General features: G+C 57.6%; 16 protein-coding genes. 10 read left to right on the top strand and 6 right to left on the bottom strand.

Annotated features, from left to right (window positions below):
- The first annotated feature begins 17 nt into the window (after positions 1 to 17).
- The 4 genes from XH93_RS08715 to XH93_RS08700 are packed head-to-tail and all read left to right on the top strand — an operon-like array spanning position 18 to position 3,685.
- Entirely contained in the window at positions 18 to 554 is a 537-nt protein-coding gene (locus XH93_RS08715) for a hypothetical protein (protein ID WP_194473179.1), read from the top strand.
- Between the two features lie 2 nt (positions 555 to 556).
- On the top strand, positions 557 to 982 hold the full coding sequence (locus tag XH93_RS08710; protein WP_194473178.1) for a histidine kinase: 426 nt from the start codon (positions 557 to 559) through the stop codon (positions 980 to 982).
- 8 nt (positions 983 to 990) lie between these two features.
- Positions 991 to 3,108, top strand: coding sequence for a type III secretion system export apparatus subunit SctV (sctV, locus tag XH93_RS08705; protein ID WP_194473177.1), 2,118 nt, complete (start codon positions 991 to 993; stop codon positions 3,106 to 3,108).
- A 31-nt stretch (positions 3,109 to 3,139) separates the two neighbouring features.
- Positions 3,140 to 3,685 carry a tetratricopeptide repeat protein gene (locus XH93_RS08700; RefSeq protein WP_194473176.1) on the top strand — a complete coding sequence of 182 codons (546 nt, stop codon included), beginning with the start codon at positions 3,140 to 3,142 and terminating at the stop codon, positions 3,683 to 3,685.
- 252 nt (positions 3,686 to 3,937) lie between these two features.
- Here the strand turns inward: XH93_RS08700 and XH93_RS08695 are convergent, their stop codons facing one another.
- On the bottom strand, positions 3,938 to 4,258 hold the full coding sequence (locus XH93_RS08695; RefSeq protein WP_194473175.1) for a hypothetical protein: 321 nt from the start codon (positions 4,256 to 4,258) through the stop codon (positions 3,938 to 3,940).
- A gap of 772 nt (positions 4,259 to 5,030) precedes the next feature.
- Between XH93_RS08695 and XH93_RS08690 the strand changes: the two genes are divergently transcribed.
- The 4 genes from XH93_RS08690 to XH93_RS08675 all read left to right on the top strand — a co-directional run bounded on the left by XH93_RS08690 (position 5,031) and on the right by XH93_RS08675 (position 9,020).
- Complete coding sequence (locus XH93_RS08690; protein ID WP_246799521.1) at positions 5,031 to 5,741, top strand: hypothetical protein; 711 nt, start codon at positions 5,031 to 5,033, stop codon at positions 5,739 to 5,741.
- 208 nt (positions 5,742 to 5,949) lie between these two features.
- Positions 5,950 to 6,324, top strand: a complete 375-nt coding sequence (locus tag XH93_RS08685) for a hypothetical protein (RefSeq protein ID WP_194473174.1) — start codon at positions 5,950 to 5,952, stop codon at positions 6,322 to 6,324.
- Positions 6,325 to 7,454: 1,130 nt separating this feature from the next.
- Positions 7,455 to 8,204: a hypothetical protein gene (locus XH93_RS08680; RefSeq protein WP_194473173.1), complete on the top strand. Its 750-nt coding sequence runs from the start codon at positions 7,455 to 7,457 to the stop codon at positions 8,202 to 8,204.
- 60 nt (positions 8,205 to 8,264) lie between these two features.
- The gene (locus tag XH93_RS08675) at positions 8,265 to 9,020 is read left to right on the top strand and encodes a hypothetical protein (protein ID WP_194473172.1); all 756 of its coding nucleotides are present in this window, start codon (positions 8,265 to 8,267) and stop codon (positions 9,018 to 9,020) included.
- Positions 9,021 to 9,226: 206 nt separating this feature from the next.
- On the opposite strand, the gene XH93_RS08670 is transcribed toward XH93_RS08675, so the two are convergent.
- The 3 genes from XH93_RS08670 to XH93_RS08660 form a co-directional block, all read right to left on the bottom strand.
- Positions 9,227 to 11,056, bottom strand: coding sequence for an NEL-type E3 ubiquitin ligase domain-containing protein (locus XH93_RS08670; protein WP_194473171.1), 1,830 nt, complete (start codon positions 11,054 to 11,056; stop codon positions 9,227 to 9,229).
- An 809-nt stretch (positions 11,057 to 11,865) separates the two neighbouring features.
- On the bottom strand, positions 11,866 to 12,111 hold the full coding sequence (locus XH93_RS08665; protein WP_246799520.1) for a hypothetical protein: 246 nt from the start codon (positions 12,109 to 12,111) through the stop codon (positions 11,866 to 11,868).
- 123 nt (positions 12,112 to 12,234) lie between these two features.
- Positions 12,235 to 13,878, bottom strand: coding sequence for a hypothetical protein (locus tag XH93_RS08660; protein ID WP_194473170.1), 1,644 nt, complete (start codon positions 13,876 to 13,878; stop codon positions 12,235 to 12,237).
- Positions 13,879 to 16,618: 2,740 nt separating this feature from the next.
- Between XH93_RS08660 and XH93_RS08655 the strand changes: the two genes are divergently transcribed.
- Complete coding sequence (locus XH93_RS08655) at positions 16,619 to 17,689, top strand: cytochrome-c peroxidase (RefSeq protein WP_194473169.1); 1,071 nt, start codon at positions 16,619 to 16,621, stop codon at positions 17,687 to 17,689.
- 177 nt (positions 17,690 to 17,866) lie between these two features.
- Here XH93_RS08655 and XH93_RS08650 read toward each other — a convergent pair whose 3' ends face one another.
- A complete protein-coding gene (locus XH93_RS08650) occupies positions 17,867 to 18,088 on the bottom strand; it encodes a hypothetical protein (protein ID WP_194473168.1) in 222 nt (73 codons plus the stop codon).
- A gap of 61 nt (positions 18,089 to 18,149) precedes the next feature.
- Positions 18,150 to 20,486, bottom strand: a complete 2,337-nt coding sequence (locus tag XH93_RS08645; RefSeq protein ID WP_194473167.1) for a S9 family peptidase — start codon at positions 20,484 to 20,486, stop codon at positions 18,150 to 18,152.
- Between the two features lie 2,089 nt (positions 20,487 to 22,575).
- Between XH93_RS08645 and XH93_RS08635 the strand changes: the two genes are divergently transcribed.
- The gene (locus XH93_RS08635) at positions 22,576 to 22,782 is read left to right on the top strand and encodes a hypothetical protein (protein WP_194473165.1); all 207 of its coding nucleotides are present in this window, start codon (positions 22,576 to 22,578) and stop codon (positions 22,780 to 22,782) included.
- Positions 22,783 to 22,785 lie beyond the last annotated feature (3 nt).

The raw sequence follows: 22,785 nt of genomic DNA, 5'->3' as shown, positions 1-22,785 counted from the left end.
CAACGAAGGAACGTTTCATGACTCGGCTGCCGCAGCGGTCCGTAGAGCCCGGCATCGCCTTTCAGGGAATCAACAACGAGCATCATGCACCTGTCATCGACCCGGCCACACCTCGGGCCAGCAGCATCGGCATCGACAAGCTCCATGGAGACGGCAAGGGTCACACGTCAGTTGTCCAACAGCGCGAAGCGCAGGAGCGGTTGGCTGCCAGCACGATCGATAACGCGCTCGCACTCAAGTCAATCGATCCAATCTCGCGGATCAATCCCACCGATGCCACCGAGCACGCAGGTAAGATCGAAACGAGTTCGGAACTTGCCTGGCTGAAGGGCCCCAATCTCGCGCATAGCCTGCTCTCCTTCGTCACGCCCCGCCTGCGTCACTCGCATGTTGTACGTCCAGAGCAACATGGCCTTCTCCTCGAGCGTCTGGCCGACGCGCTGTCAGCTGCGCCAGAGGGCTCGGTGGCAGGCGAAGGGGCCGCGCTTCTGCGGCTGGAGCTGCGGCGGTTAATCCTGCTCCGGCAGAATCACAACAGCTTGATCCAAGGCTAGCAATGCCAGATCCGCACGAAGTGCAGCACTTCACACCTTCCCAGTCGTCGAATGTTTCCAAAACCGATCTGGTAGTTCCGATCTCTGGGCCCGAACGCGACTATCTCTGCGCGCTTTCCTATGTCCACCTTGCGTGCGGGCAGAGCGCACACAGTCTGGCTCTCTTGCGGCTCGTCGTTCACGAACATTCTCAAGACGTCGAGCTGCTTCGCATCCTTGCCTATGCTCTCATCTCAGAGCGCCTCGGCGAGGAAGCGCTATCGGTATTGGACAGGCTGGACATGCTTGATGACCAGCCATCGTCGCGTCTGCCATTGCTGCTGCTGCGCAGCCATGCTCTGCGTCACGCTGGCCGCATGGCCGAGGCGCAGGCCACCTTCAAGCGCTATGTTTCCTTGCGGGGCAGCTCGGCTCCGGTCAAACAATAAGGCTTTGCATGGCCAGGCACCTACGAAATCTCGTCGCTCGCGCACCGGCACACCCGGATATCATGGTCGCACTGATGCTGCTTCTGGCGATCGGCATGATGATCATGCCGATCCCGATCATCGTGATTGACATGCTTATCGGCTTCAACCTTGGCTTTGCCATATTGCTGCTGATGGTTGCCCTCTATCTCAGCACGCCGCTTGATTTTTCGTCGCTGCCGGGCGTCATTCTGATTTCGACGGTTTTTCGTCTGGCGCTGACCATCGCAACAACGCGCCTGATTCTTGCGGAGGGCGACGCCGGCAGCATCATCCACACCTTTGGCGACTTCGTCATTTCGGGGAATATCGCTGTCGGAATCGTCATATTCCTGATCGTGACCATGGTGCAGTTCATGGTCCTTGCCAAAGGCGCCGAGCGCGTCGCAGAGGTGTCAGCGCGCTTCACGCTCGATGCACTTCCAGGCAAGCAGATGGCGATAGATGCGGAGCTGCGCAACAACCATATCGATCAACAGGAAGCACGCCGCCGGCGCGCGGCACTTGAGCAAGAAAGCCAACTTCATGGTGCAATGGATGGCGCCATGAAATTCGTGAAAGGCGACGCGATCGCCGGGCTGATCGTCATCTGCATCAATATGCTGGGCGGAATCAGCATCGGCCTGCTCTCCAAGGGTATGTCGCTCGATGCCGCGATGCATCACTATACGCTGCTGACGATAGGTGATGCGCTCATTTCACAGATTCCGGCACTGTTGCTGTCGATTACGGCCGCGACCATCGTCACACGGGTCAACGGGCCTTCCAAGCTCAAGCTTGGGGCCGATATTGTCAGCCAACTTACGGCGAGCACACAAGCGCTTCGGCTGGCGGCCTGCGTCTTGTTGTTAATGGGACTCGTTCCTGGCTTCCCCTTGCCCCCGTTCGTCATCTTGGCCGTGCTCTTCGCTGCCGCAAGCTATGTCAAGGTCGGCGCGAAAGACGACAAGCCTGCCGCGAAGACAGGAACAAATGTGGCCGCTTCGGCGCCGGCTCCAGCACAGGCACAGAAGCAAGCCGCTCATGCGGAAGCACTTCCGATTGCGTTATTCCTTGCGCCGAACCTGACACATTCAATCGACAAAGACGAGTTGGAACAAAGCATCGCGCGCGTTTCAAGGTCGGTATCGGCAGACCTTGGAATCACGGTTCCGCGTATCCCGGCCCAGATTGACCAGAACCTGTCTAAGTCGCAGTTCAGGATAGATGTCGATAGCGTGCCGGTCGAACGGGATGTGATCGATCCGACGCAACTCGCGCTCAACGATGATATTGCGAACATTGAACTAAGCGGCATCCCATTTCGGCAAGATCCGGAGACGGCTCGCGTATGGATCGAAGAACGCCATGCAGCTGCGCTCAAAGCCGCCGGGATCGGACACCACCGTCCGGTCGAAATTCTTGCTTTACGTCTCCATTCCACATTGACACGCTACGCACAGCGCTTGGTAGGCATTCAAGAGACCCGTCAACTGCTTGCCCGAATGGAGCAGGAGTACGCCGATCTGGTGAAGGAAGTGCTTCGTACGGCGACCATTCCTCGGATCGCAGAAGTCCTGCGCCGTCTGCTCGATGAGGGGATACCCATTCGCAACACTCGCCTCCTCCTGGAGGCCCTTGCAGAATGGAGTGAACGCGAGCAGAACGCCGTCCTGCTCACTGAATATGTTCGTGGCACGCTGAAGCGGCAGATTTGCTTTCGCTATGCCAATGCCCACCGTGTTGTGGCCGCCTTTATCATCGAGCGTGAGACTGAAGAGATAGTGCGCGGTTCGGTGCGCGAAACCGCTGTCGGACCATATCTCGTTTTGGACGATTGGCAGAGCGAGAAGCTGCTTTTACAATTTCGTCAGATCCATTCGACAATCGCACAAAGTCAAAGCCAGCCCGTCATTCTCGGTTCGATGGATATCCGGCGCTTCGTACGCGGCTTTCTCACCCGCAACGGGATCGATCTGCCCGTTCTGTCCTACCAGGATCTCGCCTCGGATTTCACAGTCCAGCCGATTGGATCCGTGAAGCTTCCAGCTGCCAAGAAAAGGGCTCCTTCCCCGGAGCGTGGCGGGCTGCTTCCCGCCGCAAGCTAACAGAGCACAGCAGCTCGTCCTGAGATAGCCTATGAATTCCTATGAGATAAGCCTCTGGCGACACGCGCGCTTTCTTCACTCGGCCTTATGCTTGGGCTCGCTCGCTATCGTTCTGCTCGCAGGCTGCGCTAACCCGGACAGGTCGGCCCTTTCATCGCGGCAGACGCCCTCGTCAGACCTAGCTGACGCCAAGGCGATTGATCCCGCTGTGCGCGAACGAATTCCATACAGCCTCGGCCGGGATGCTGATGAGCAAACTCTGCGCGATACATTGAAGCAACAACCGGACAACGTCGATGCGGCGATCCCTCTTGCGCGGGTCCTGCTGGCCCGCAAATCGCCCGATGAAGCGCTTGAGGTTCTCGATAATGTCCTCTTGGCGGCTCCCGCCGATCTGCGCACACTGAATGCCAAGGGTGTTGTGCTCGATCAGAAGGGGCACCATCGTGAGGCGCAAGGGCTATACCGCAAAGCTCTCGAAAGAGAGCCCTCAAATGCGATGTTGCGCAACAATCTCAAACTGTCACTTGCGCTAGAAAGTAAGACGGAGACCGAGGATGCCGGACCACAACCGTAGATGGATTGCGCCTTGGCCCGAGCAAGATGGCGCAGCGAACAATAGCGTGCAGAGATTGATGCCTGAGTCGCCGACTTGCCGATAGCTGGGCTCGCCTTAAGCTGCCGCACTATACACCGCCACCAAACCTCAAGAGTGATAAGCGATGTGGTCGATAATTAACGAATCGCCACGTATAATATCATGCAATTCATCCGCCGCTTACCTTGCAGATGCTTACGACACCGCTACCCAGCGTCGGCGGAGAACAAACTAGGCCTGCAGTTCGACATTCATAAGAGCTTTCGCGGTTTCGATAGAATAGACAACATCCTCTGTGATCCGCTGCTTGGTGCCTTTGATCCAGCCCTGAAGAACGCCGATCTGATCAGGTGCTGAATTCGTTGAGGAGACTTCCTTGAAGAACTCTGTCAACTGTGTCGATTCGATTTGAATGCGCTCCTGGCAGTGCCAATAGGCCTCAGAGTACTTTTTCACAAACTCGTTGTGCGCTCCTATGGCTTGCTTCGTGAAGTCCTGAAATGCGCCGGCTGCAACGCCGATGTCATCGTTGATTCCGGTTTTTTTCGTCATCGCCATCTCCTGTGTCGTTACATATGGACGAGACGACGCCTGAGCAGAGCTCCCGCGTGTCTCCTATGATCACTAATTGGCGCGTCTGCACTCTAGCCCACGATTGTGAGGCCGCTATTGTCCCTCAGCTCGACCGAGCAAGCAACGTGCCACAAGCGATCCTGAGGGGGTGCCGTCCACGAACAGGAAAAACATGTGCTTGATGCAGCGCTCCCGTACCCCTGATCCGCGGCGTCGGAGTCTGGACATTGTAAGTTTCACACCGGACAGGGCAGAGTGCGGCGGGAATAAAGGGGAATGGCAGTTCACACTAAACAGCGACGAAGGTGGATCGGGAGCATTGCCAATCGTTCCAATGCCCTGAGTCTGCTCAACTAGCATTCTCGCACAGCACGTTGCTTGGCGCATGTCCCATCGCTCGACGCTCAGCGACAGCAGATAGTGGCGGCAAAGGTGTCGTGCAGTCCGAACAACCGGCCGATGGTAGACTGACGATGCTATGCGTGTCGATCAGTACGACGGAACCAGTCGGCTTCACGGAGGCGACGTTCGACCCAATGAGCGGTAATCGCGCGTATTCCACTTATTCTTGGCTTGCTCCTCACCGCGATGAACTTTCGCTGGCCTTTGACCGGGATTGGGCCGAAAACAGTACGAGCCGGAATTACCCCACCAAAACTAAGAGGCGACGGCGTCTCGTATGCAGCTAATATTTGCCAGGGCTCGGAAAGACAAAAACGTTCGCCCGAGCGCTCGCGACTAGGGGACAGGGATGATCACGCCGGTTCGGCGGGACTGGAGTCCAAAAGAATTGTTCAGCGCTCTTACACCTACGATGTTCAGCGCCGAACCATCAACCATACGCGCACGTTGGGATAAATTGTGGCCTGATCTATACACGGAGTATGACGCCCGGCATTTGAAGCAAGAACTTGCCGCTAGAACTCTTATCGCGACCGATGAAGCTGCGGCATTCCTCAGCGCCTGGGCGATTGATGAAGAGCGTCACACCAATGGCTTCATCCGCATCATTGAACTTGTCGCGAACGGATCCGAAAATGATCTTCGCGAGAGATTGCGCGCTCGATCGCATGATTTTGGTCCGATCACCGAATACCTGAAGGACGAATTCTCCTTGTTGGTTATGATTGCGTTTGACGAAATGTGCACTTGCCGCGCCTACGCAGCAGAAAAGCCGTTTTACGACGCTCTTGGAAACAACACGTTTCATCATTGGCTGCGGCAGGTAATTGCCGACGAAGCGGTTCATTCGATGAACGCTGTTAATGTCATTCGCGCGCGCTATCGCGACCGCATTGAGCAAGTCGGCGCAATGCTCGATAGCCTAATCCGCGGGTGCGAGAATCTACGCTATTCCGGTACCTTCGTCCTGGACTACTTCGGCGCAGCGTACTCCAAGGAGCTTCTCGCCAACTCTCGCCTCGCGATCATGAGAAACATTGCCAAGCCACTCCCGGCGTAGAACGAGACAGTAAAAGCGAGAGGGACTTGATCCGGCGTCATATCGCGGCTCAATTCGTCTTTCTCTGTAGGTTGCCATTCTGGAAGTTTGCGCCAAATTGTCGTGCGCTTTCCTGCGCCGCTATCTCGTACCCTCGGGGTCTGCGATCAGCGCCTGGACGCGCTACCGCGCTCCCGCGCTCGATCCCTCGCAATTCGAGATTTTTGCCATGCCGAAACCGGACGTCGAGCTCGGGCAGCTCAAGTGCGCCATCGACGAGGTGGTCGCCAATATTGCGCACAATTCCCCGCAGGCAGAGGATCTCGAGCGGGTCAAGACACAGCTGATCGCGCAAGCAATCTATGCCCACGACAACCCGGAAGAGCTCGCGGTATGGCGGCGGGCTGACGACCGAAATGAGCATCGACAACGTCCGAGGCTGGTCGGACGGCATCCGCGCCGTACGGGCGGAGCAGCAAAACAACTGCGCTCACAATTCTCGCACCAGCGGCGCAATCGCACATTAGCCGCTTGCCGATCATTGCTAATCTCTGACTGCTGGCTTGAGCGGCGATTTCAGGCCCTAGAGTCTTCGCAGAGCTAGAGTTTGCTCCTGTCGGCGCACTCCGAGGCAGAGAAGCAGAAGCTATGAAGTCGACGCTTCTTGTTTCCGCTCCTTACCCGATTTGCCAGCGAATATCTGCTTTAGCCGCCTAGCGCGTTACAGGCGTGCTCCGCTGGCGTGACCGTGGCGAACTGGCGTTATGTGGCGTCACGCGTGCCGGCCCCATGGCAATGATCAGCAGCGGCCCATCGTGGCAATGGCAGACAACAATAATGGCGGGTCGGCTCGACCGCGCTGCCTGGGATGCCACCTGATCGGCCGCATTGTGGCTGACCCATCCCGATCGATTGTATGCACGAAGAAATTATCACTTTCGACGTGTCGCGGGACGAACGGGCTACTCTCCGAGCGACCAACCTCCGTCTTGCTAGGTGCAAGCACGCGGGGTGGTCGATGACGCCCGTGCGCAAAGTGAGGATCCCTAATCGAGATAGTCATCAGGCTCGCCGATCAAGCAACTGCAGAAGGCCCGTCGGACGCCGCTTCCCGCCGTCGAACAGATCAACAGAGTCAAGGTTCTGGGCCGAGCTCTCAGCTTGGCACTCTGGCATTCGAATGTGCAGCGAGGCTTTAAACAGGCCGATGCTCCATACTTTTCTGCTCGCCTCGCCGCTTCGCCTGCTGGATAAGACGGCCGTCATGATTGTCGAGTTTGACGATCGACTGGGTAACAACACCGTGCGACCCAACGCGCGAAAAGCGTCATGCGCACCGGCGCAGAACCACCTCGGTCACGCCTGCGTCAGGCCCCACTTTGTCTCTCGTTACGTGAGATTCGAGTTACACGCTGATCAAAGATCAGAAGAAATGTGCATGACGGTGATCGCGATCATCAGCGCGTATGGTCGACTGTTTGACGAATTTGTCCTTTAGCTCTTCATAAACCTCACGTGAAGCGCAATCACGAGAGATTAGCTGCTGTCATCGACCTGCATCGTCGTTGCAATCAAAGAGCCCCGATGGCTCGGCATTGGAAAACCTCGTCGATTGTGCCGCTCTTGTATCGAAGATACAGTTGCCCCTTCTTTCCGCCATGTTCGCATCGAAAGCAGAGACTCGCCGATTGCGCACGTCGCGCGCGGCAATAGCGAGTGTCTCAGGAGAATTCCATGGTGAAGCCGGTTGTGATTGTAGTGGGCGCAGACAAGGGAGGCGTCGGCAAGACGACCGTGTCACGAACGCTTCTGGACTACTTCAACGTCAATAACGTGCAAACACGCGCATTCGACACGGAGTCGCCGAGGGGAACGCTGAAGCGTTTCTATCCCGCGATCACCGAGATCGTCGATATGACGACGACGGCGGACCAGATGAAGATCTTCGATACCCTGAACTCAGGGCTATCCGTCACCGTCATCGATGCTCGAGCCGGCTTACTATCCACAGCACTGGCCTCCTTGCGCGACATCGGCTTCTTGGATTCGGCGCGGTCCGGCCAGATCACTTTTGCCGTATTCCATATTTTGGGATCATCCATCGCTTCGCTGGACGAGATCGCCGAGACCGCGACCTTCATGGCCGGCGCAAAGTACTATCTGGTGAAGAACTTCATCAACGACACTCAATTCTTCCAGTGGGACCAGTCGACCTATAATTCCTATTTTCACCGCATCAAGAATGCGACCGAGTTGACCATCCCGAAACTCAACGAGATGGCCTACGAGCAGGTCGAAGTCGCTTCTGTCCCATTCGTAGATTTTGTCGCAAACAAGGGGCGGAACGATGAGCCGGCGAACAATTCCTTCGTTCTGCGCGGCTATGTACGGCACTGGCTGGCAAATGTTTGGAGCGAGTTTGATCGCATCAACTTGACCGAATTGGCTGGCGCCAAGTCAGCGACTCGGAGCGGCGAGAAGTAGTCGCATTATCGGCGAGCGACGGGTTGAGCCCAGGGACGAAGCGAGATTGATCTGCTGGCTATGTTAGCGACTCCTATCTACATCATCTGCTCCCCTAGCCCGCAGGTCGGCAAAACTCTCGTCGCTCGCCTCGTGAGCGAGTACTTGCTGCTGAAAAATGGTACGGCGCTCTCCTTCGATGTAAATCTGAAGGAGCCGTCATTGCTCGATTATCTCCCCAACATCACGGAGACCGCAGATGTAATTGACACTTACGGTAAGATGCAACTGATGGATCCGCTGATCATACACGATCGGGTAGCCAAGGTGATCGACCTCGGCTTCCACGCCTTCGACGAGTTCTTCAAGATGTGCGAGGAGATCGGCTTCATCAAGGAAACAGCACGCCGCTATGTCGCGCCTGTCATCCTCTTCGTCGCGGGCGCTGACCGCCATTCCTTCCGTGGTTATGAAATGCTGCGGCGGCAGATTCCGCCGGCGGCGCTGGTCACCGTCCACAATGAATTCGTGCTGCGCGGAGGACTACCTGAAGCGATGGATTGTGAGCGAGTGCTCCGGATTTCCGCGCTGCCGTTGTTTCTAAAGAGATATGTCGATCGACTGAGCTTTTCCTTCACCGGGTATCTGCGCGACGAAAAGGACTGGACCACCGAACTGCATCAGTGGATTCGACGAAATTACACCATGTTTCGTGATTTGGAGTCGAGCGTGATGCAGCGATGGTCCTATCGATCTCGCGCAACGAATATCGAGAGCCTACGAGGCACAAGAGCAACTGAGGGACCGGCTCACTATCCATTTCGCTATCAGAGATGAACGAGTGAGATTCGATACAGAATGCTCGCCTGGTCGAGCAGCCGAGAGAAGTATTTCTCGTGATCGTCCGCACGCACCAAGCGACCGAGACCTGCCGGCAACTCATTCGCTCGACGAACCTTCCAGATGCGCTCCTCGATAAGGATCGATAGCCGCCTGAGATTGCGCGCGGCTGGCCGGATCGACGGCTCCCGCTCGAGGGCGCTTCACAGCTCAAGGCCGAATCTTTCGAGGACCTGGTGCATAACCGGGCCCTTGATCTCGAGGGCGATCTCTTTGCGAATCTGGGCGCCAAGCACTCGCTCTGCATCGGCATCGCCTGTCAGACCATTCTCGGCCAGTCGCCGATCCAAGCGGGTTTGGAATTCATCGCCCATCGCGTCGACGAGCCGCCTCTCCATTGCAGCATAGTCTTCGGGTGCGATACGCCTCAACACGCTATCCCATGGGTGCCAACGCGTTGCCAGGTAGTCCGGAAATTCCGCTGCCTCCTGATTGCGCACCGACGCCTCGGCCCTGGCAATATCGTCCTCGGTTACGTTAGAGACATTCAAGAAGCGCATGTCCGGAGCGATGTGCAGCAGCTGCAGCGGGTCGCGCAGCTGGGTCTGGTAGGCAAGGTAGACCTCGATCTCGTCGACGTAGGCGTCAGGATCGGCACGACGAAGCGAGTTGACCGTCTCGCGTGCGATCCCGTCCAGCGCCTCCAGCCGAAACAGGACACGGCTCTGCTGGAGCAGCTCGGCCAACCGCCCGTCATAGACGCCGTCTTCAACGTCAGCGTTCAGCCGTGCGTTCTGCATGCCGTTCCAGGTCAAGGTAACCCGATCTTCGCAGCGCTCGCTCGCTCCCGAGGCCAGCTGGAAAAACTGCTCACGCAAACGCGGCCTGACGGCCGCCTGCCGCAGATCTTCGACGACCGCCTGCCGGAACGCTTCGTTGCCATAGTTCACGGTACCCCGGAGCCTGCCGAGGAAGCGTGCATAGTCCCGCGCACCCGGTTCTTGGGCGAAGCCCTGCCAGGTGGCCGTTATCGAGGGCTCGGCCTCGAGCCAGTCCGCCACAACCTCTTGCAGGGACCGCGGCTGGACTGCCGGCGCGCCTTCGGCGGTCGAGAAAAAGACCTGCGGGCCTGCATAGTCTGCTGCTTGTATCGCTGCCGCCAGGCCGGCCTGCACCAAATCGGGGAGCGGATTATTCTCCAGATTAACGCTAGAATCACGACCTAGATGTGTCAGCAGGGTCTCGGGTACGCTGGTCAGCTGGTTGTTGCTGGCGCCGAGCCATAGCAGGTCGGGTACCGTTTCGGGCAGACTGGTTAGTTCGTTATGGCTAGCGCTGAGCCATTCGAGCCCGTCCGGAAGAGGCTCGGGCAAGTCCGTCAGCTGATTGTAGTCGACGTTCAGGCGCTGGAGCCGGGCTGGAAGGTCGGGCAGATTGGTCAAGCGGTTGCCGCTGGCGTCAAGCTCCTCAAGCGTCGCCGGAAGGCGATCAGGCAGGCTGGTTAGCTGATTGTTATCGACCCTCAGGCGTCGCAACCCGGGCGGTAGCTGTGCGGGCAGGTTGGTGAGCCCGTTACTGACGACATAGAGCCGCCGCAGGCCATTTGGAAGCTCGGGCAGGCCGGTCAGCTGGTTATTACTGGCATAGAGGCGCTGGAGACTGGCCGGAAGGTCCCCAGGAAGGCTGTTCAGCTGATTGTCGTCGACATTCAGGCGACGCAGCCCGGCCAGGGGCGGCGTAGGCAAGCCGGTCAGGGACAGGGACGACAGATCTAGGGCCTCATTGACATCGCCTGTGTCCTGCCAAGCCCTCGCACGAGTTACCGCTTCTTGCCGGTCCTCGTGTTGCCCCTGCCCGTCTTCGGCAGCCCAGTTCGTCAAGACCTCGAGCTGCGAGCTGGACGCCTGGCCGGCGGACGCCAGCGCATCCGCCAGGGCTTCGCCCCACTGCGTTGCAGCCGGAGATGCCGGCTCGGAGGTTTCCGAATCGGAAGTTTCGGAAGGAGTGCCTGAGCCAAGCTGCTCTGTATTCATCGCCGTCTCTCCGTGTCCAAATCAAGCGCATCTGCAGCCGCACCTTTAAGCCGTCAGATCTCACCATGGTTGGCGCTGATCGGCTGATGACTAAGCTGGCAGTCATACCGCCCACGGCTGGCGCGAACACCTGCCGGCCTGCGGGCGAGCAACTGCGACTCACCGCAGCACACCCAAAGCCTCGGTGGTGGATCGCTTGATGGCGCCAGATCTGAGAAAATCAAGCCGGACCTGCCGGCCAGTAAAGACCTTTATGCTATGAGACGTAGCTGTCGATAAGCTGACGGGCTTCGGAGCGACGAACAACGGGGCGCACGGCTGGCCGTCGGCCTCTCGCGACGCTTAGGCCTCGACTGTGGACTGACGAAAAACGGACTTGGATCAACGGAGTTTCTGGCTTGGCAATGTGCTCGCAGGTCACGGCGCCTCCTCAGTGCGGCGCTGAGAGCTGCCGAGTTGCTGCCCTGTGCGCCCGAGGCGAAAGCGTCCCTGCTCGCTCAGTTCGCCGCGCTGGTATCTTATCTAGAAGCCCGCAAGCCCATGTAGCACAGCTTGCGCTTCACTGCGAGGCGGTGGCCCGGCGGCAATCGGCGCAGGCAGGCTATGTCTTCCGGGATACGAGCTCTCCCCCTATTCTGACATCGGCGGCGAGGCTCGAGCCTGCCAGATCGGCTCACCCTGCCGCGATCTCGGACAGCAAAAGCTGACGACACGGCCCCGCGCCGGGACGCTTTCTCAGTCGAACAATTGAAAGCGCGCGCCGAAACTGCATCCGTCACTAATCCGTTGGATGTTTCTTAACCTCAAGATCAATGTAGTAGATCAGCCCCGCGACCGATAAACTCGAGCACCGACTGCGCCTCGTTGATCTCGCTTGAAACGCGCTTCAGTACCCTAATTGCCACCTCTTCCGTCGCGATCAGCCCTGCTCTCTCGCAGGCCAATCCAAACTGATGCATCACCTGTTCGTAGGAAGGCGCAACACGATTCTGCAACAAGCTGATCGCCAATGATGAGAGCATCTGCTCGACGACATCCTTCTCAGCCTGGATCAAGAACTACGTCCTTCTGATTGTTTACTCAATTCCGTGACTGTAGACGCCTTCGACCACATCGCAAGAAGGTCGCTGCGTGGGATTGTCGTATTCGACGTAGCCGCATCATGTGTGTTGAAACCGCTAGGAAGAGATTTCTTTGGCCGATTGCCTCGTTTGGTTGGACCACTTCTCCCCTACTCGGAGCTGCGTGGTTTCACTTTGCGTGAGTTGCAGCTCCCCGATGATCTTCGCTATCCCTTGCGGCCATCTACTGAAAGCATTCATCAGGCTCTCCGACTCCGGCTTGGTAAAGTCAAAGAACCGGACACCGCGGCCGAGCACCTCATTGACGATCGCGATCGTGGCTTGGCGAGCGGCGCTCTCCTGCGGCCATCTGTTGAAACCGATCACCAGTCCTCTGAGATCCTGGGCAGTGAAGTCCGAGAGTCCCGTCCTGCGGCCGGCACGGCGAAGGACCTCGTCCGCGAGCACAACGGTCACTTGACCACACGGCAACTCCTCCGGCCAATTGTTGAAGCCGTTCACTAAGTTCGCGAGTCCCTGCTGCGAAAACTCGTAGAGCTGAGTGGCACGGCGCAGAACCTCACGAGCGAGTGCGACCGCTGCTCGGCGAAACGCCGGCTCTTGCGGCCACTTGCTAAAGCCATTCACCAGGTTCGCCAGGCCCTGTTCCGTAAGATCGGAGAGTTGGGCAGCACGCCAAAGTACCTCACCAGCAATCGCAACTGCAGCCTTACGACAATCCGCATCTTCAGGCCATTTGCAAAACCCGTTCACCAAGTTTGCCAGTCCTTGTTGGCTATAGTGAGGAAGTTGATCAGCACGGCGCAGGAGCTCACTTGCGATCGCGACTGTGGCTTGACGGGAGACTGCCTCCTCTGGCCATTTACTGAAGCCATTCACCAAATTTGCCAGGTCCTGCTCGCTAAACTCATGAAACCGGGCGACCCGACCAAGAACTTCGCCTGCGATCGCAATCGTGACTTGACCGCACGGCAGCTCTTCCGGCCACTTGCTGAAACCGTTCACCAGGATGGCCAATGCCTGCTGAGGAAACTCGCAGAGCCTGCCAGAACGATGCAGAATTTCGAGCGCAAGCGTGGCTGCTGCCTGGCGCGAAGCCGCCTCATCCGGCCACTTGCTGAACCCGTTGACCAGGCTCACCAATCCTTGCTGCGTAAAGTCCGAGAGCTGGTGATGGCGGCCTGCGCGCCGAATGACACCGCCCGCAATTGCAACCGCCGCCTGGCGGAAGTCCGCTTCTTCCGGCCATTTGCTGAAGCCGTTTATCAGCGCCGCCAGGCTCAGATTGTTCAACTCTTGAAGCGGCCTGCCTTCCTCGCAACAAAACTTAGCTATTCTGATCGCCCCTTTGCGACATTCTGCTCTGTTGGAGTGCCGACCGAATGACGCTGCAAATATGGAAAGGGCTCTTATTCCGATTTTTTCAATCAGCGCATGGTCAAGCAGCGACACGCGAGAAGCTAATCTTTCGCAAACGTCCCGGCCGGCCTGACCTCCGGCCTTTCGGCTCACCGCATTGCATGTCGTGGCATATCCCCACGATCTCCCGGAAAGGATGCCTTCCTCGAAATTCGGCAGGAATCTAGATTGAAACTCAAGCGCAGCCTTTTGCAGAAAGATCGGATGATCCGTCTTGCGCAGTTGCTTGTCGCGCGCAACCACCACAGTTGAGAATTCAACAATGTCGCGAGCACGATCGATCTCGCTTAGCGCCGTCGTCAGATTGGCTTGAGCAGACATGGACTCTTCCGAGCTTTCACCGCAGCGCCTTGTCAAGCCACGATCTCAATGCGACCGGACACCGCTTCTGGCTGAATGTGAACCGCCTATGCAGTTGACGCCTCTCTCGCGAGAGCCGGTTATTCACTCCGCGGGCCCTCACTGCACAACGAGGAATGCGATTGGAGCAGTTGTCAGCGACATCCTGCTGCGTGCATCGCTCCATCACCTCATGACATATCGCGACTCCGGTTGTTGCAGCGCGATTGACAACGGCCAGCACGGCATCCCCGCCGATCGACCCAAGGCCTTGCCATGGCCCGCAAGCGACAACGTCGGCAATTAGGAAGCCATCCCTGTCCGATCATGCTGAACCATTCGACGCCCGCCCAGCCTGCCTTTGTCTTTGCGAGACTACAACCTGACGCAGCGTAGGGTTCAAGCTATTAAATGGGTATCGAAGCGCGCCGTTGCACAGCCGACAATCGCGGCGACTACCAATGGGGCGCCCCAGTTCGACACGGTTTCGAGTGACATTTACCCACTGAGGTCCCACGCTCGCTCCTGCGCTTCGTTCGATCGCGTCACACGCGGGATATCTCGGTAACGCTCGTTTTATCTATAGAAGAAAACATTGCCGCCATGCCCTTTCCAGGATGTTGATGAGCGCGCGCACCTACTCATAGACATGCCCATTAAGAAAACAATTGTAATGATCCGACGGCTAGCGACACTGACCATCGTCACGGAAACGGCGAGCGCAATGAAGCCGCAGCGTTTGACACCGCACACGCCGCCGGAGATCAACATCGCTACGTTTCCAGTCGTGAGCCGCTGCTCCGCGTTTGCATGTGACTGCACGCCGATCGCCCCTGTGGAGCGCAGTAATTCCTCAGCCCATACGATCGTAGCGCCGAAAACCCGCAGCAATCCGTAGCAAATTCCGGTCGCACGCCCAGCGTAAGGCGATATCGGTGGATAACAGTCTTGAATACATCGAACCGCTCGCCACATCCGCCAAGCAACGGCGACCAATCGCACAGGCGCAACTCCATCGGCATGAATGCCGACGGAGCGACGACGCAGTGCTGACGCGTACGCTTTGTACTTTCAATGCCTACGTTAATTGCATCTGTGATGACCTCGATTGATGATAGATTAAGTGAGATCAGATGGGTGCGAAACGAGATCTGGCGCTGTCGTCGATTGCTTAAGACGGAACTGCCTCGTGAGGAGAGTGCTGCCGTCGAGAAGCGTCTGCTTGAACAGCTTACCGCCTTTGAACGGCTCTTGACGACCGCGTTCCCTCTGGTCTTGAGCCCTTCGGTGAACTCAACCAAAAGCGGTCCCGCCGGTTCAAGTGAATCCATTGAAACGCTCGTTGAGAACGCCACAACGGCACCAACCGGCCCCTTCCGGACCTCGATCGATGGCTAACGCGAGCATTCTGGTGCTTAAGAAGCTCCCCGCTCCGGTGCCTCACTCTCGATGCAGGATCGGAACGTTGTTGACGCCTCGTTTTTTTCGACCCACCGTTTCTCTCCGTCGCGGTTGGCATCACGCGGCGACATTCGACACGCAAGCCTTTGAAATTGTCCCTAAGACAAAACATGGCCGCGTCCATATCGCCACGCCCTGTAAAACGGTCACAGAATCGCATCACGTCTGGTCTGCAAGACGTCAAGATCTCTTCCGATCTTCGTTCTCGCGCGCTAGCGTATCCCGTGCACCACGTTGCTGCGATCGCAACAAGGGCGGTGACATGGCAAGGCGCACGGTAAGCCCAACCCGTTCGCCGCTTTTGGCTCAACAGAACTCTCTTAAGCTGCATAACCTTCACTATCGTTATTTGCCTCGCAAGTATTACCTGTTTAGGAAAGCAGGCTGCCGCATCGGCAGGAGCGGCCGGCGTCATTTGTGGTACTTCCGAATCATCGTTGCATCGCGCGTCAGCCTTGTTGCCAACATCAAGGCGCAACGCAGGCTAGCTACATTAGCAGCGGGCGCCACCCACTTTAGGCATTGTGTCTAACCTTGTGACATTTGCGACGTTAGTTCCCAACATGACATTCCTGCAAAGGCGCCGATCCTGCTTGGCACTGCCTACAACCTGACGCTACGGTCGATTCAAGCACTTTGATCGTCGAACGGGTGCCAATACAATCCAAGATAGGCATACCCATATCTTGACGGGAGCTCGCAAGTGGGTTCCTCGACAATTGCACGCTTCGCCGGCCGCAGCGCATACGAAACGTCATCCAGCGCCGGCCGATAATTGCTTGGCTACGCTAGAGCGCAACGCATAGTCGACGGCTTCGCAAGGCCACATGATTCCGTCGCGTTCATGACGCGACGAATTGCGTCGACGCTCCGTCTTTTTGTTCGGCGTCCTACTTAGTTGCAAGCCTGCACGCCCAAAATCGCGAAACCGACAGCTTTACGGCTCGCTCAAAGGTTCAAATCGCAGGCCGGAATACACTTCGTCAGGGTGGCCATCGTCGCGTGGTCGGTTGATCCCAAAGGTTCGAGCCGACTGCTGCCATTCCTGTAATTGTTCAAGACCCATCAACGGACAGCCCCTGAACTCCACTGGCACGGCGGTTGCTACTACACAGCGACAGCGGATCAGACTGGGTGAGCACACCCCAAGACGAAGTCGCTCGTCTCTGACTGCTGGGAGTGATTTCGGCGATAAGCAGGCTAGCTGCGACCACGCACTCTGTTCGCGACTTCCACGAATTACGACAAGGGCAAGCCAAGGATGAGGAAATCAGCGGCACGAAAGCTTGAAATCGCAGCCAAGTTATGTGTTCTGGCCGCTGGGATCCTGGCCTCGTCAACAGCAGGCGCCGATGATGATTTGATGAGTGCGGCGAGGCAGATTTTCAAGCCGATCCCCTCTATCGTTCCTGCGGTCAAGGACAACCCTATTACCCACGATAAGGTTGCACTCGGCAAGGCCCTATTCTTCGATCCGAGGCTATCGGCGAGCGGGGTCATTAGCTGCAACACGTGTCACAACCTTGGGACCGGTGGAACAGATGCCGGCCCGAGGTCGGTTGGTCATCGCTGGCAGCTAGGTTCACGTCGCGCGCCAACGGTCTATAACGCAGTCTTCAATGTGGCACAGTTCTGGGACGGGCGCGCGGCTGACCTCAAGGCGCAAGCCGCAGGCCCCATCCAGGCCAGTACGGAAATGAATGCGACGCCCGCTCGCCTTCTCAATACGCTGAACTCAATGACCGATTATATCGTCATGTTCAGCAAGGCGTTCCCTAACGATGCGACGCCCATTACCTTTGACAACTTCGCCAAGGCCATCGAGGCTTTCGAGGCGACCTTGATCACGCCCGCCGCTCCCTTCGATCAATACCTCGAGGGCGATGCGTATGCTCTCAGCGCTCAGCAGAAAGCAGGATTAAAGCTGTTCATAGAAAGGGGATGCTCAACTTGCCACAATGGTATCAACGTCGGCGGCCAGGACTACTTCCCGTTCGGCGTGACGGAACGGCCAACCACAAGCCTGCTGCCGAGGGACGACAAGGGCCGTTTCGCCGTCACCAAGGCACCCAGCGACGAGTATGTTTTCCGCTCCGCGCCGTTGCGCAACGTCGCATTGCGTCCTCCCTACTTCCATTCGGGCCAAGTTTGGAGCCTTAAGCAAGCTGTCGGCGTGATGAGTGAGATACAACTCGGCGCGAAGCTCAACGATACAGAAAAAGACGACATCGTCGCGTTTCTAGATTCACTCACCGGGCAGCTGCCTAGGATCGATTATCCGATATTGCCCGTGCGCACCGACACAACGCCAAAGCCCTCTATGGACAAATAGGCCAAATGGCCTGTCAACTTACAGAGCCAGGCTCGTCAACTTGCCAAGGAAAGATGGCGCGGGCACTCAAGCCTCCCGCAGCGAAATCAAAGTGCACCGTGTCAAGCTGAAGCTCACAGTAAAAACATCTGGCTCTGAGTTCCTCCGGCTTGCCTGAGCGCTCCCGCCTCTCGAGGCTCATTTGGAGCGAGAACCGGGCGCGACGTCGCGGGGCTTCGCAATGCCGACCGTCGCGCGCGCGGCGTTCTCGCGCCCTGATGTGGGGCCAATTGATGAGGCCACCGCAAACCCATCTTTGCTTGTTGGCATCAGCAGCTGCGTGCGCCGATCAGGAAGGAAGTACGCATGACGGCATGCGGCGATATTCGAGAAGACCCCGTCGTAAATGGCAACGAGCATTCCTCAATTTCGAGAACGCGATCGTGGAACGCCACGGACCGGGCTGGATCTCGATGGATTGTCAGCCATCATGGCCTGATTTGCTCTTCGGCAGTTCCATTGAGCCCGCGTTCCAGTTTGGCGGCGTTTGCTCGAGAATGTTACGGACCAAGAACTCCAGGAGCCTGAGCTGTGCATAACTTCCCGGTGTTCCGTGATCTGCGCCCGGCACATACAGCATGTCGAAGTATTTTCCCGCCTTAATGAGCCGATCGGCAAGCTGGAACGTAGCGGAGGGATCGACGTTGCGGTCCAGTTCGCCGACTATGAGAAGCAATCTACCTTGCAGTTTGGCGGCATTGTCGATGGCGGAGGATTGCGAATATTCGATGCCGACCGGCCACCCCATCCACTGTTCGTTCCACCAGATCTTGTCTAGCCGGTTGTCGTAGCAGCCACTGTTCGCGACCGCGACCCTATAGAAATCAGGATGGAAGAGTAACGCGCTCACCGCGTTCTGCCCACCGGCGGAAGCACCAAAAATGCCGACGTTGGATATGTCATACCAAGGATACTTCGCACTCGCCGCCTTGTGCCATAGGATCCGGTCCGGAAAGCCGGCGTCCTTCAAGTTTTTCCAGGCAATGTCGTGGAACGCGCGCGAGCGATGGTTGGTACCCATTCCATCAATCTGAACAACGATAAAGCCGAGTTGTGTGAGCGGCTCGATTGAAGCTGAGAAGGACTTCGGAACGAAGGAACCGGTGGGGCCTGCATAGATGTGCTCCACCACTGGATATCTCTTGCGCTGATCGAAATTAGTCGGCAAGTGAATGACGCCCCATATATCCGTCTTGCCGTCGCGTCCCTTGGCGTTGAAGCTGAGCGGCGGCTGCCAGCCAGCGGCAATGAGCTCGGAGATCTCGCCGCTCTCAAGCTGCATCAGTTCGGCATTATCACTGGCACGGTACAGTACCATGCGGGGCGGAACGCCGATGCGTGACCACAGGTCGACATAGTAGCGGCCGCTAGGCGAGAACTCGATGTGATGATTGGCTGGCTCAGGCGTCAGCGGCGTGAGTCTTTTTCCATCAAAGCCAATGCGATAGGCATGGACGAAGTAGGGATCCTCCCCAGGGTTCATTCCGCTGGCGCCAAACCAGATCTCACGCTTCACCGGATCGACACAATACACCACACGGACCACCCAATCTCCTCTGGTGATCTGGTTCTTGAGCTCTCCTGTCCTGCCGTCGAACAAATAGAGATGCTCGTAACCATCGCGCTCCGAGGCCCAGATAATCTCCTTTCCATCATCGACGTCGTAGCGAAACGTTTTTCCAGTATTCAGCTGGTTCATCACCAAAGGCTGGTAGTCGACGAAGGTCTTGCTTGCCTCATCAATCAACGCGCGCGCTCGGCCCGTGGCGGCATCAACCTCCACCAGGCGATAGAGCTGGTGGCCACGCTGATTATATTCGAAGGTAAAGCCCCGCCCGTCCTTCCACCACTGGATCGCCGAAAGACCGTAAGGATTCTGGAACGTGGCATTATCGATTGCGACCGCGCGTCGGCTGCTGACTTCAAACAGCATGGGTTGGAGCAACGCCAAGGCATCACCCGGTTTTGGATACACCATGGTCAAATGTCTGGGTTGACGCTGGTCCGCCGGCGATGATTCGAGGTAATGGACTTCCCGTTGATGGCCTGGACGGATCCGGTAGACGGCCAGGTGAGTTGAGGCTGGAGACCATCTCAGTGTCGAGAGAGCATAATAGTCACTCTCAGCTCCGTCCCAGGTCAACGGGATGTTTTGCGAACCGTCTTGGCTGCGCAAGAAGATATTGTAGTTTCGAATGTAGGCCAGCCATTTGCCGTCAGGTGATGCGCTTGTCTCGTTCGGATCGTTGTCTGCCGGCGGCGTGTCGTCATAGGGGCTCTGCTCATTGGCGCCCGAGTGCATTGCATTGCCGGTGCAGGTATAGCTTGCAAGCTCGCAGCTCCAACGCGTACTCTCGAGGTCGAAGCTCATCCTGCCACCCTTGTCGGTCAGCTCGAAATGGTCGAACGGAAGATCCTCGGGCTGATAGTTTTGGTGGCTCGCTCTGTTCAGAGCAGCCGCGAGTCCGGCTTGATCAAAAGCGGGCTGCTTTACGCCTTTTTCGGCATCAACCAGGATAAAATGGTGCTTGCCATGGGCCGTCCGCCGATAGACGAACGCCTCGCGCTCGCCGAGCCAAAACGGCACGTCGGGGACATTGACGGTAAGCCGGCCATATCGGTCTGCGGTCGTCAGTGCACGCTCGTAATCCGACCGCGCGAGGGGCGCATTCACGACATCCTCCGCCGCGTGCGCCTGCGCGGCTTTGCACTCCTGCTGTGCCAACAGCGCAAGCATTAAGGCAACCAATCTGTACATTATGATTCAGCTCCCCTCTTAGTGCGCGGACCCCGATGCGAGGTCACTTCGCGATTGATGCGCAGCTCTTCGGTGCGGCTGCCCTTCTTGCACTTTAAGCGACATGCCCCTTCGCCTCAGCCTCGGGCGGATTAGTACCTGACGAACATTCGGCTCGGCGGCTCACCAGCAGCGGCAAGCGCCTCCAACAATCCTCACACAGCAACATGAGCAAACGCCGCGCGCCATTTGCAACGAACGCTGCAGCGCCGACATTGTCACATTACGTCCGTGCTGCTTATGCTGAGCAGGATCTGTGCCAACTGATGTATATCGCTGCGGTTTTTTCTGCGCACAGGTTCGCTGATATTCCGAAACAAGGTGCGCATCTGAGGCCCAGCACAACGCGCAAGCTGCGCGTGGTCACCTGTGGCGAATGGCTTCGAGGAATGCCATTGCGTTGGGAGTTATTTGTCCCGTCTATTGGCAAACCACTCAAATAGCCTCTGGGACTTCGGGCAACACGGACCGCGCCGAGCTATAGATCGACGCTGGGTCAACTCCGACGACAACTCACGCGATGCCGTGGAGACATTCGCGGCAATCCATCGCAGATCATCCTCGACACGTTGGCCGCCGGCCGCCGACGAAATGTACGCATTGAGAGCTTCTGGCGTATGGCGATATCGTAGGATATATTGCTGGCTTTCGAGGCCGATTCTGACGAACTAACGCGCACACTTGGAACAGCTCGAAGCAAATCGTGCGCTTGTCGGCGTCAGGCGCGAGGATTTTTTTGAGCGCCTCTAAGCGCGCCGCCGCTGCTCGCGAGCCAGTCCGCCAGCGGGTACCGCGTGTTCAAAATGAATGCGCCGTACGATCTAACAACGCGACGCTCGCCGCTTCCTTCGCCACAAGCGCCGGTGTAGTCACAATTCATTAGATACCCGGCGGCTCTGCCTCGCCAGATCGCGCGCTCCGATCTCAACGGTTATCGAGGCCAGGCGGTAGGTGTCGCCGATCAGACGGATCACATCACCTCCGTTGACACTTCGTTGACCATCGCGGCGGCCGCCACAAGTGACGGGCTTGCAGCGGTCAACCCAGTGTCGGCATCAGTACAGATGACCCTAGTGGGCGTCGTCGGATCCGTCTCCAAGACTGCGATGTCGCAATCTCAATACGGTGACTGCGGGACGCTACTGCGCAGTGGGGCGATAGTCATGGCTTCTTGGCTTCTCCTATGTGCCGCATCAGGACACGAGAGCGGTCCAGGCAGCGGGCGCAAGCGATTGTTCGCATGCGAAACCACCTGCGTGCTGGTGATGCGATCATGAGATCATCCGTGAGTTCGCGTGTGAGGCGTCGCCGTTGCAAGGGCGATCGCGCTAGGGGCGTGGACGAGGGCTAGATGTGATGCTCATGAACTCGGGGTAAGGCGAATTTTTGAAACGTCAGCCCAAGAGACTAAACTTCTAGCTATGTGGTCAAATGCAGCCGACGAGCGCCCCTTTTGTCGGCGCAGATCGGACGGACGACAAATTGTAGCGACGACTCCAACACCGTTCTCGACGCAAGAGCCGACGGCATCATCTTCAGTGTCTATCTCGTCCTTCCTGCGTGGCCGGTTGACGACGCGAACGTCTGAAACCCGACGACACGATGCGGCCATTCCACACGCTGGGTGGGACATATAAGAGTTTCACCATGAGCCAAGCGGGTCGTGCGCCATTTTTTCGAACCGGCACGCAGATTGCTGGCTGAGGAGCAAGGAGCTGCCGCGACGAAAGCAGTCGCGGCGGTCCATCTTCGGGGTCCCAATGAGGTTTATCCGGTTGATCCTATTCGATCTGGCTTTGATGCTGCTTGCGCCTGACGTTGCGGAAGCCATGAATGTGGGCAGCGACGCACACTTCACATTGGTCACCAAAGCTGTGGCGCCTTTCAAGCCGATTGCCGGCCCCGAGGCGGTATCAAGCTCTGGCGATAGCCGACACCTCTACAGCCAAACGACGCAAGCCTTGCCAGTTCAGCCAGCGGACAACCGGCGTCTAGCCAAGCTGGCTGAGGATTCCGCAGTATTGGAATCCCGCCTTGCGTGTGTGATGGTATGCGCGCCCGGCAGCGTTCGATTGTCACGATTCTCGATGGCACGGAAACGCTCAAGATGCCGGCTGTCGTAACACCGTCGATCTGCAATGCTGCCGCCGCGCCCTTTGGCCTCCTCGGGGCGAAGACGCCGCGCTGGAGCCAAGCAGACTGGATTGTCGGCGGCATGGTGTTCATTGCCTTTGCGGCCATTCTCCTCGTGATTTGATGG

The sequence above is a fragment of the Bradyrhizobium sp. CCBAU 51753 genome, from assembly GCF_015291565.1.
Lineage (GTDB): Bacteria > Pseudomonadota > Alphaproteobacteria > Rhizobiales > Xanthobacteraceae > Bradyrhizobium > Bradyrhizobium ivorense.
This window is presented reverse-complemented; position numbering and strand designations above follow the sequence as displayed.

Excerpts from the sequence above, each read along its gene's own strand:
- XH93_RS08645 (WP_194473167.1), bottom strand. The coding sequence starts at position 20,486 with ATGTACAGATTGGTTGCCTTAATGCTTGCGCTGTTGGCACAGCAGGAG.
- XH93_RS08715 (WP_194473179.1), top strand. The coding sequence starts at position 18 with ATGACTCGGCTGCCGCAGCGGTCCGTAGAGCCCGGCATCGCCTTTCAG.
- XH93_RS08695 (WP_194473175.1), bottom strand. The coding sequence starts at position 4,258 with ATGACGAAAAAAACCGGAATCAACGATGACATCGGCGTTGCAGCCGGC.
- XH93_RS08655 (WP_194473169.1), top strand. The coding sequence starts at position 16,619 with ATGAGGAAATCAGCGGCACGAAAGCTTGAAATCGCAGCCAAGTTATGT.
- sctV (WP_194473177.1), top strand. The coding sequence starts at position 991 with ATGGCCAGGCACCTACGAAATCTCGTCGCTCGCGCACCGGCACACCCG.
- XH93_RS08685 (WP_194473174.1), top strand. The coding sequence starts at position 5,950 with ATGCCGAAACCGGACGTCGAGCTCGGGCAGCTCAAGTGCGCCATCGAC.
- XH93_RS08670 (WP_194473171.1), bottom strand. The coding sequence starts at position 11,056 with ATGAATACAGAGCAGCTTGGCTCAGGCACTCCTTCCGAAACTTCCGAT.
- XH93_RS08660 (WP_194473170.1), bottom strand. The coding sequence starts at position 13,878 with ATGTCTGCTCAAGCCAATCTGACGACGGCGCTAAGCGAGATCGATCGT.
- XH93_RS08700 (WP_194473176.1), top strand. The coding sequence starts at position 3,140 with ATGAATTCCTATGAGATAAGCCTCTGGCGACACGCGCGCTTTCTTCAC.
- XH93_RS08710 (WP_194473178.1), top strand. The coding sequence starts at position 557 with ATGCCAGATCCGCACGAAGTGCAGCACTTCACACCTTCCCAGTCGTCG.
- XH93_RS08690 (WP_246799521.1), top strand. The coding sequence starts at position 5,031 with ATGATCACGCCGGTTCGGCGGGACTGGAGTCCAAAAGAATTGTTCAGC.
- XH93_RS08680 (WP_194473173.1), top strand. The coding sequence starts at position 7,455 with ATGGTGAAGCCGGTTGTGATTGTAGTGGGCGCAGACAAGGGAGGCGTC.
- XH93_RS08675 (WP_194473172.1), top strand. The coding sequence starts at position 8,265 with ATGTTAGCGACTCCTATCTACATCATCTGCTCCCCTAGCCCGCAGGTC.
- XH93_RS08650 (WP_194473168.1), bottom strand. The coding sequence starts at position 18,088 with ATGCTCGTTGCCATTTACGACGGGGTCTTCTCGAATATCGCCGCATGC.
- XH93_RS08635 (WP_194473165.1), top strand. The coding sequence starts at position 22,576 with ATGCGCGCCCGGCAGCGTTCGATTGTCACGATTCTCGATGGCACGGAA.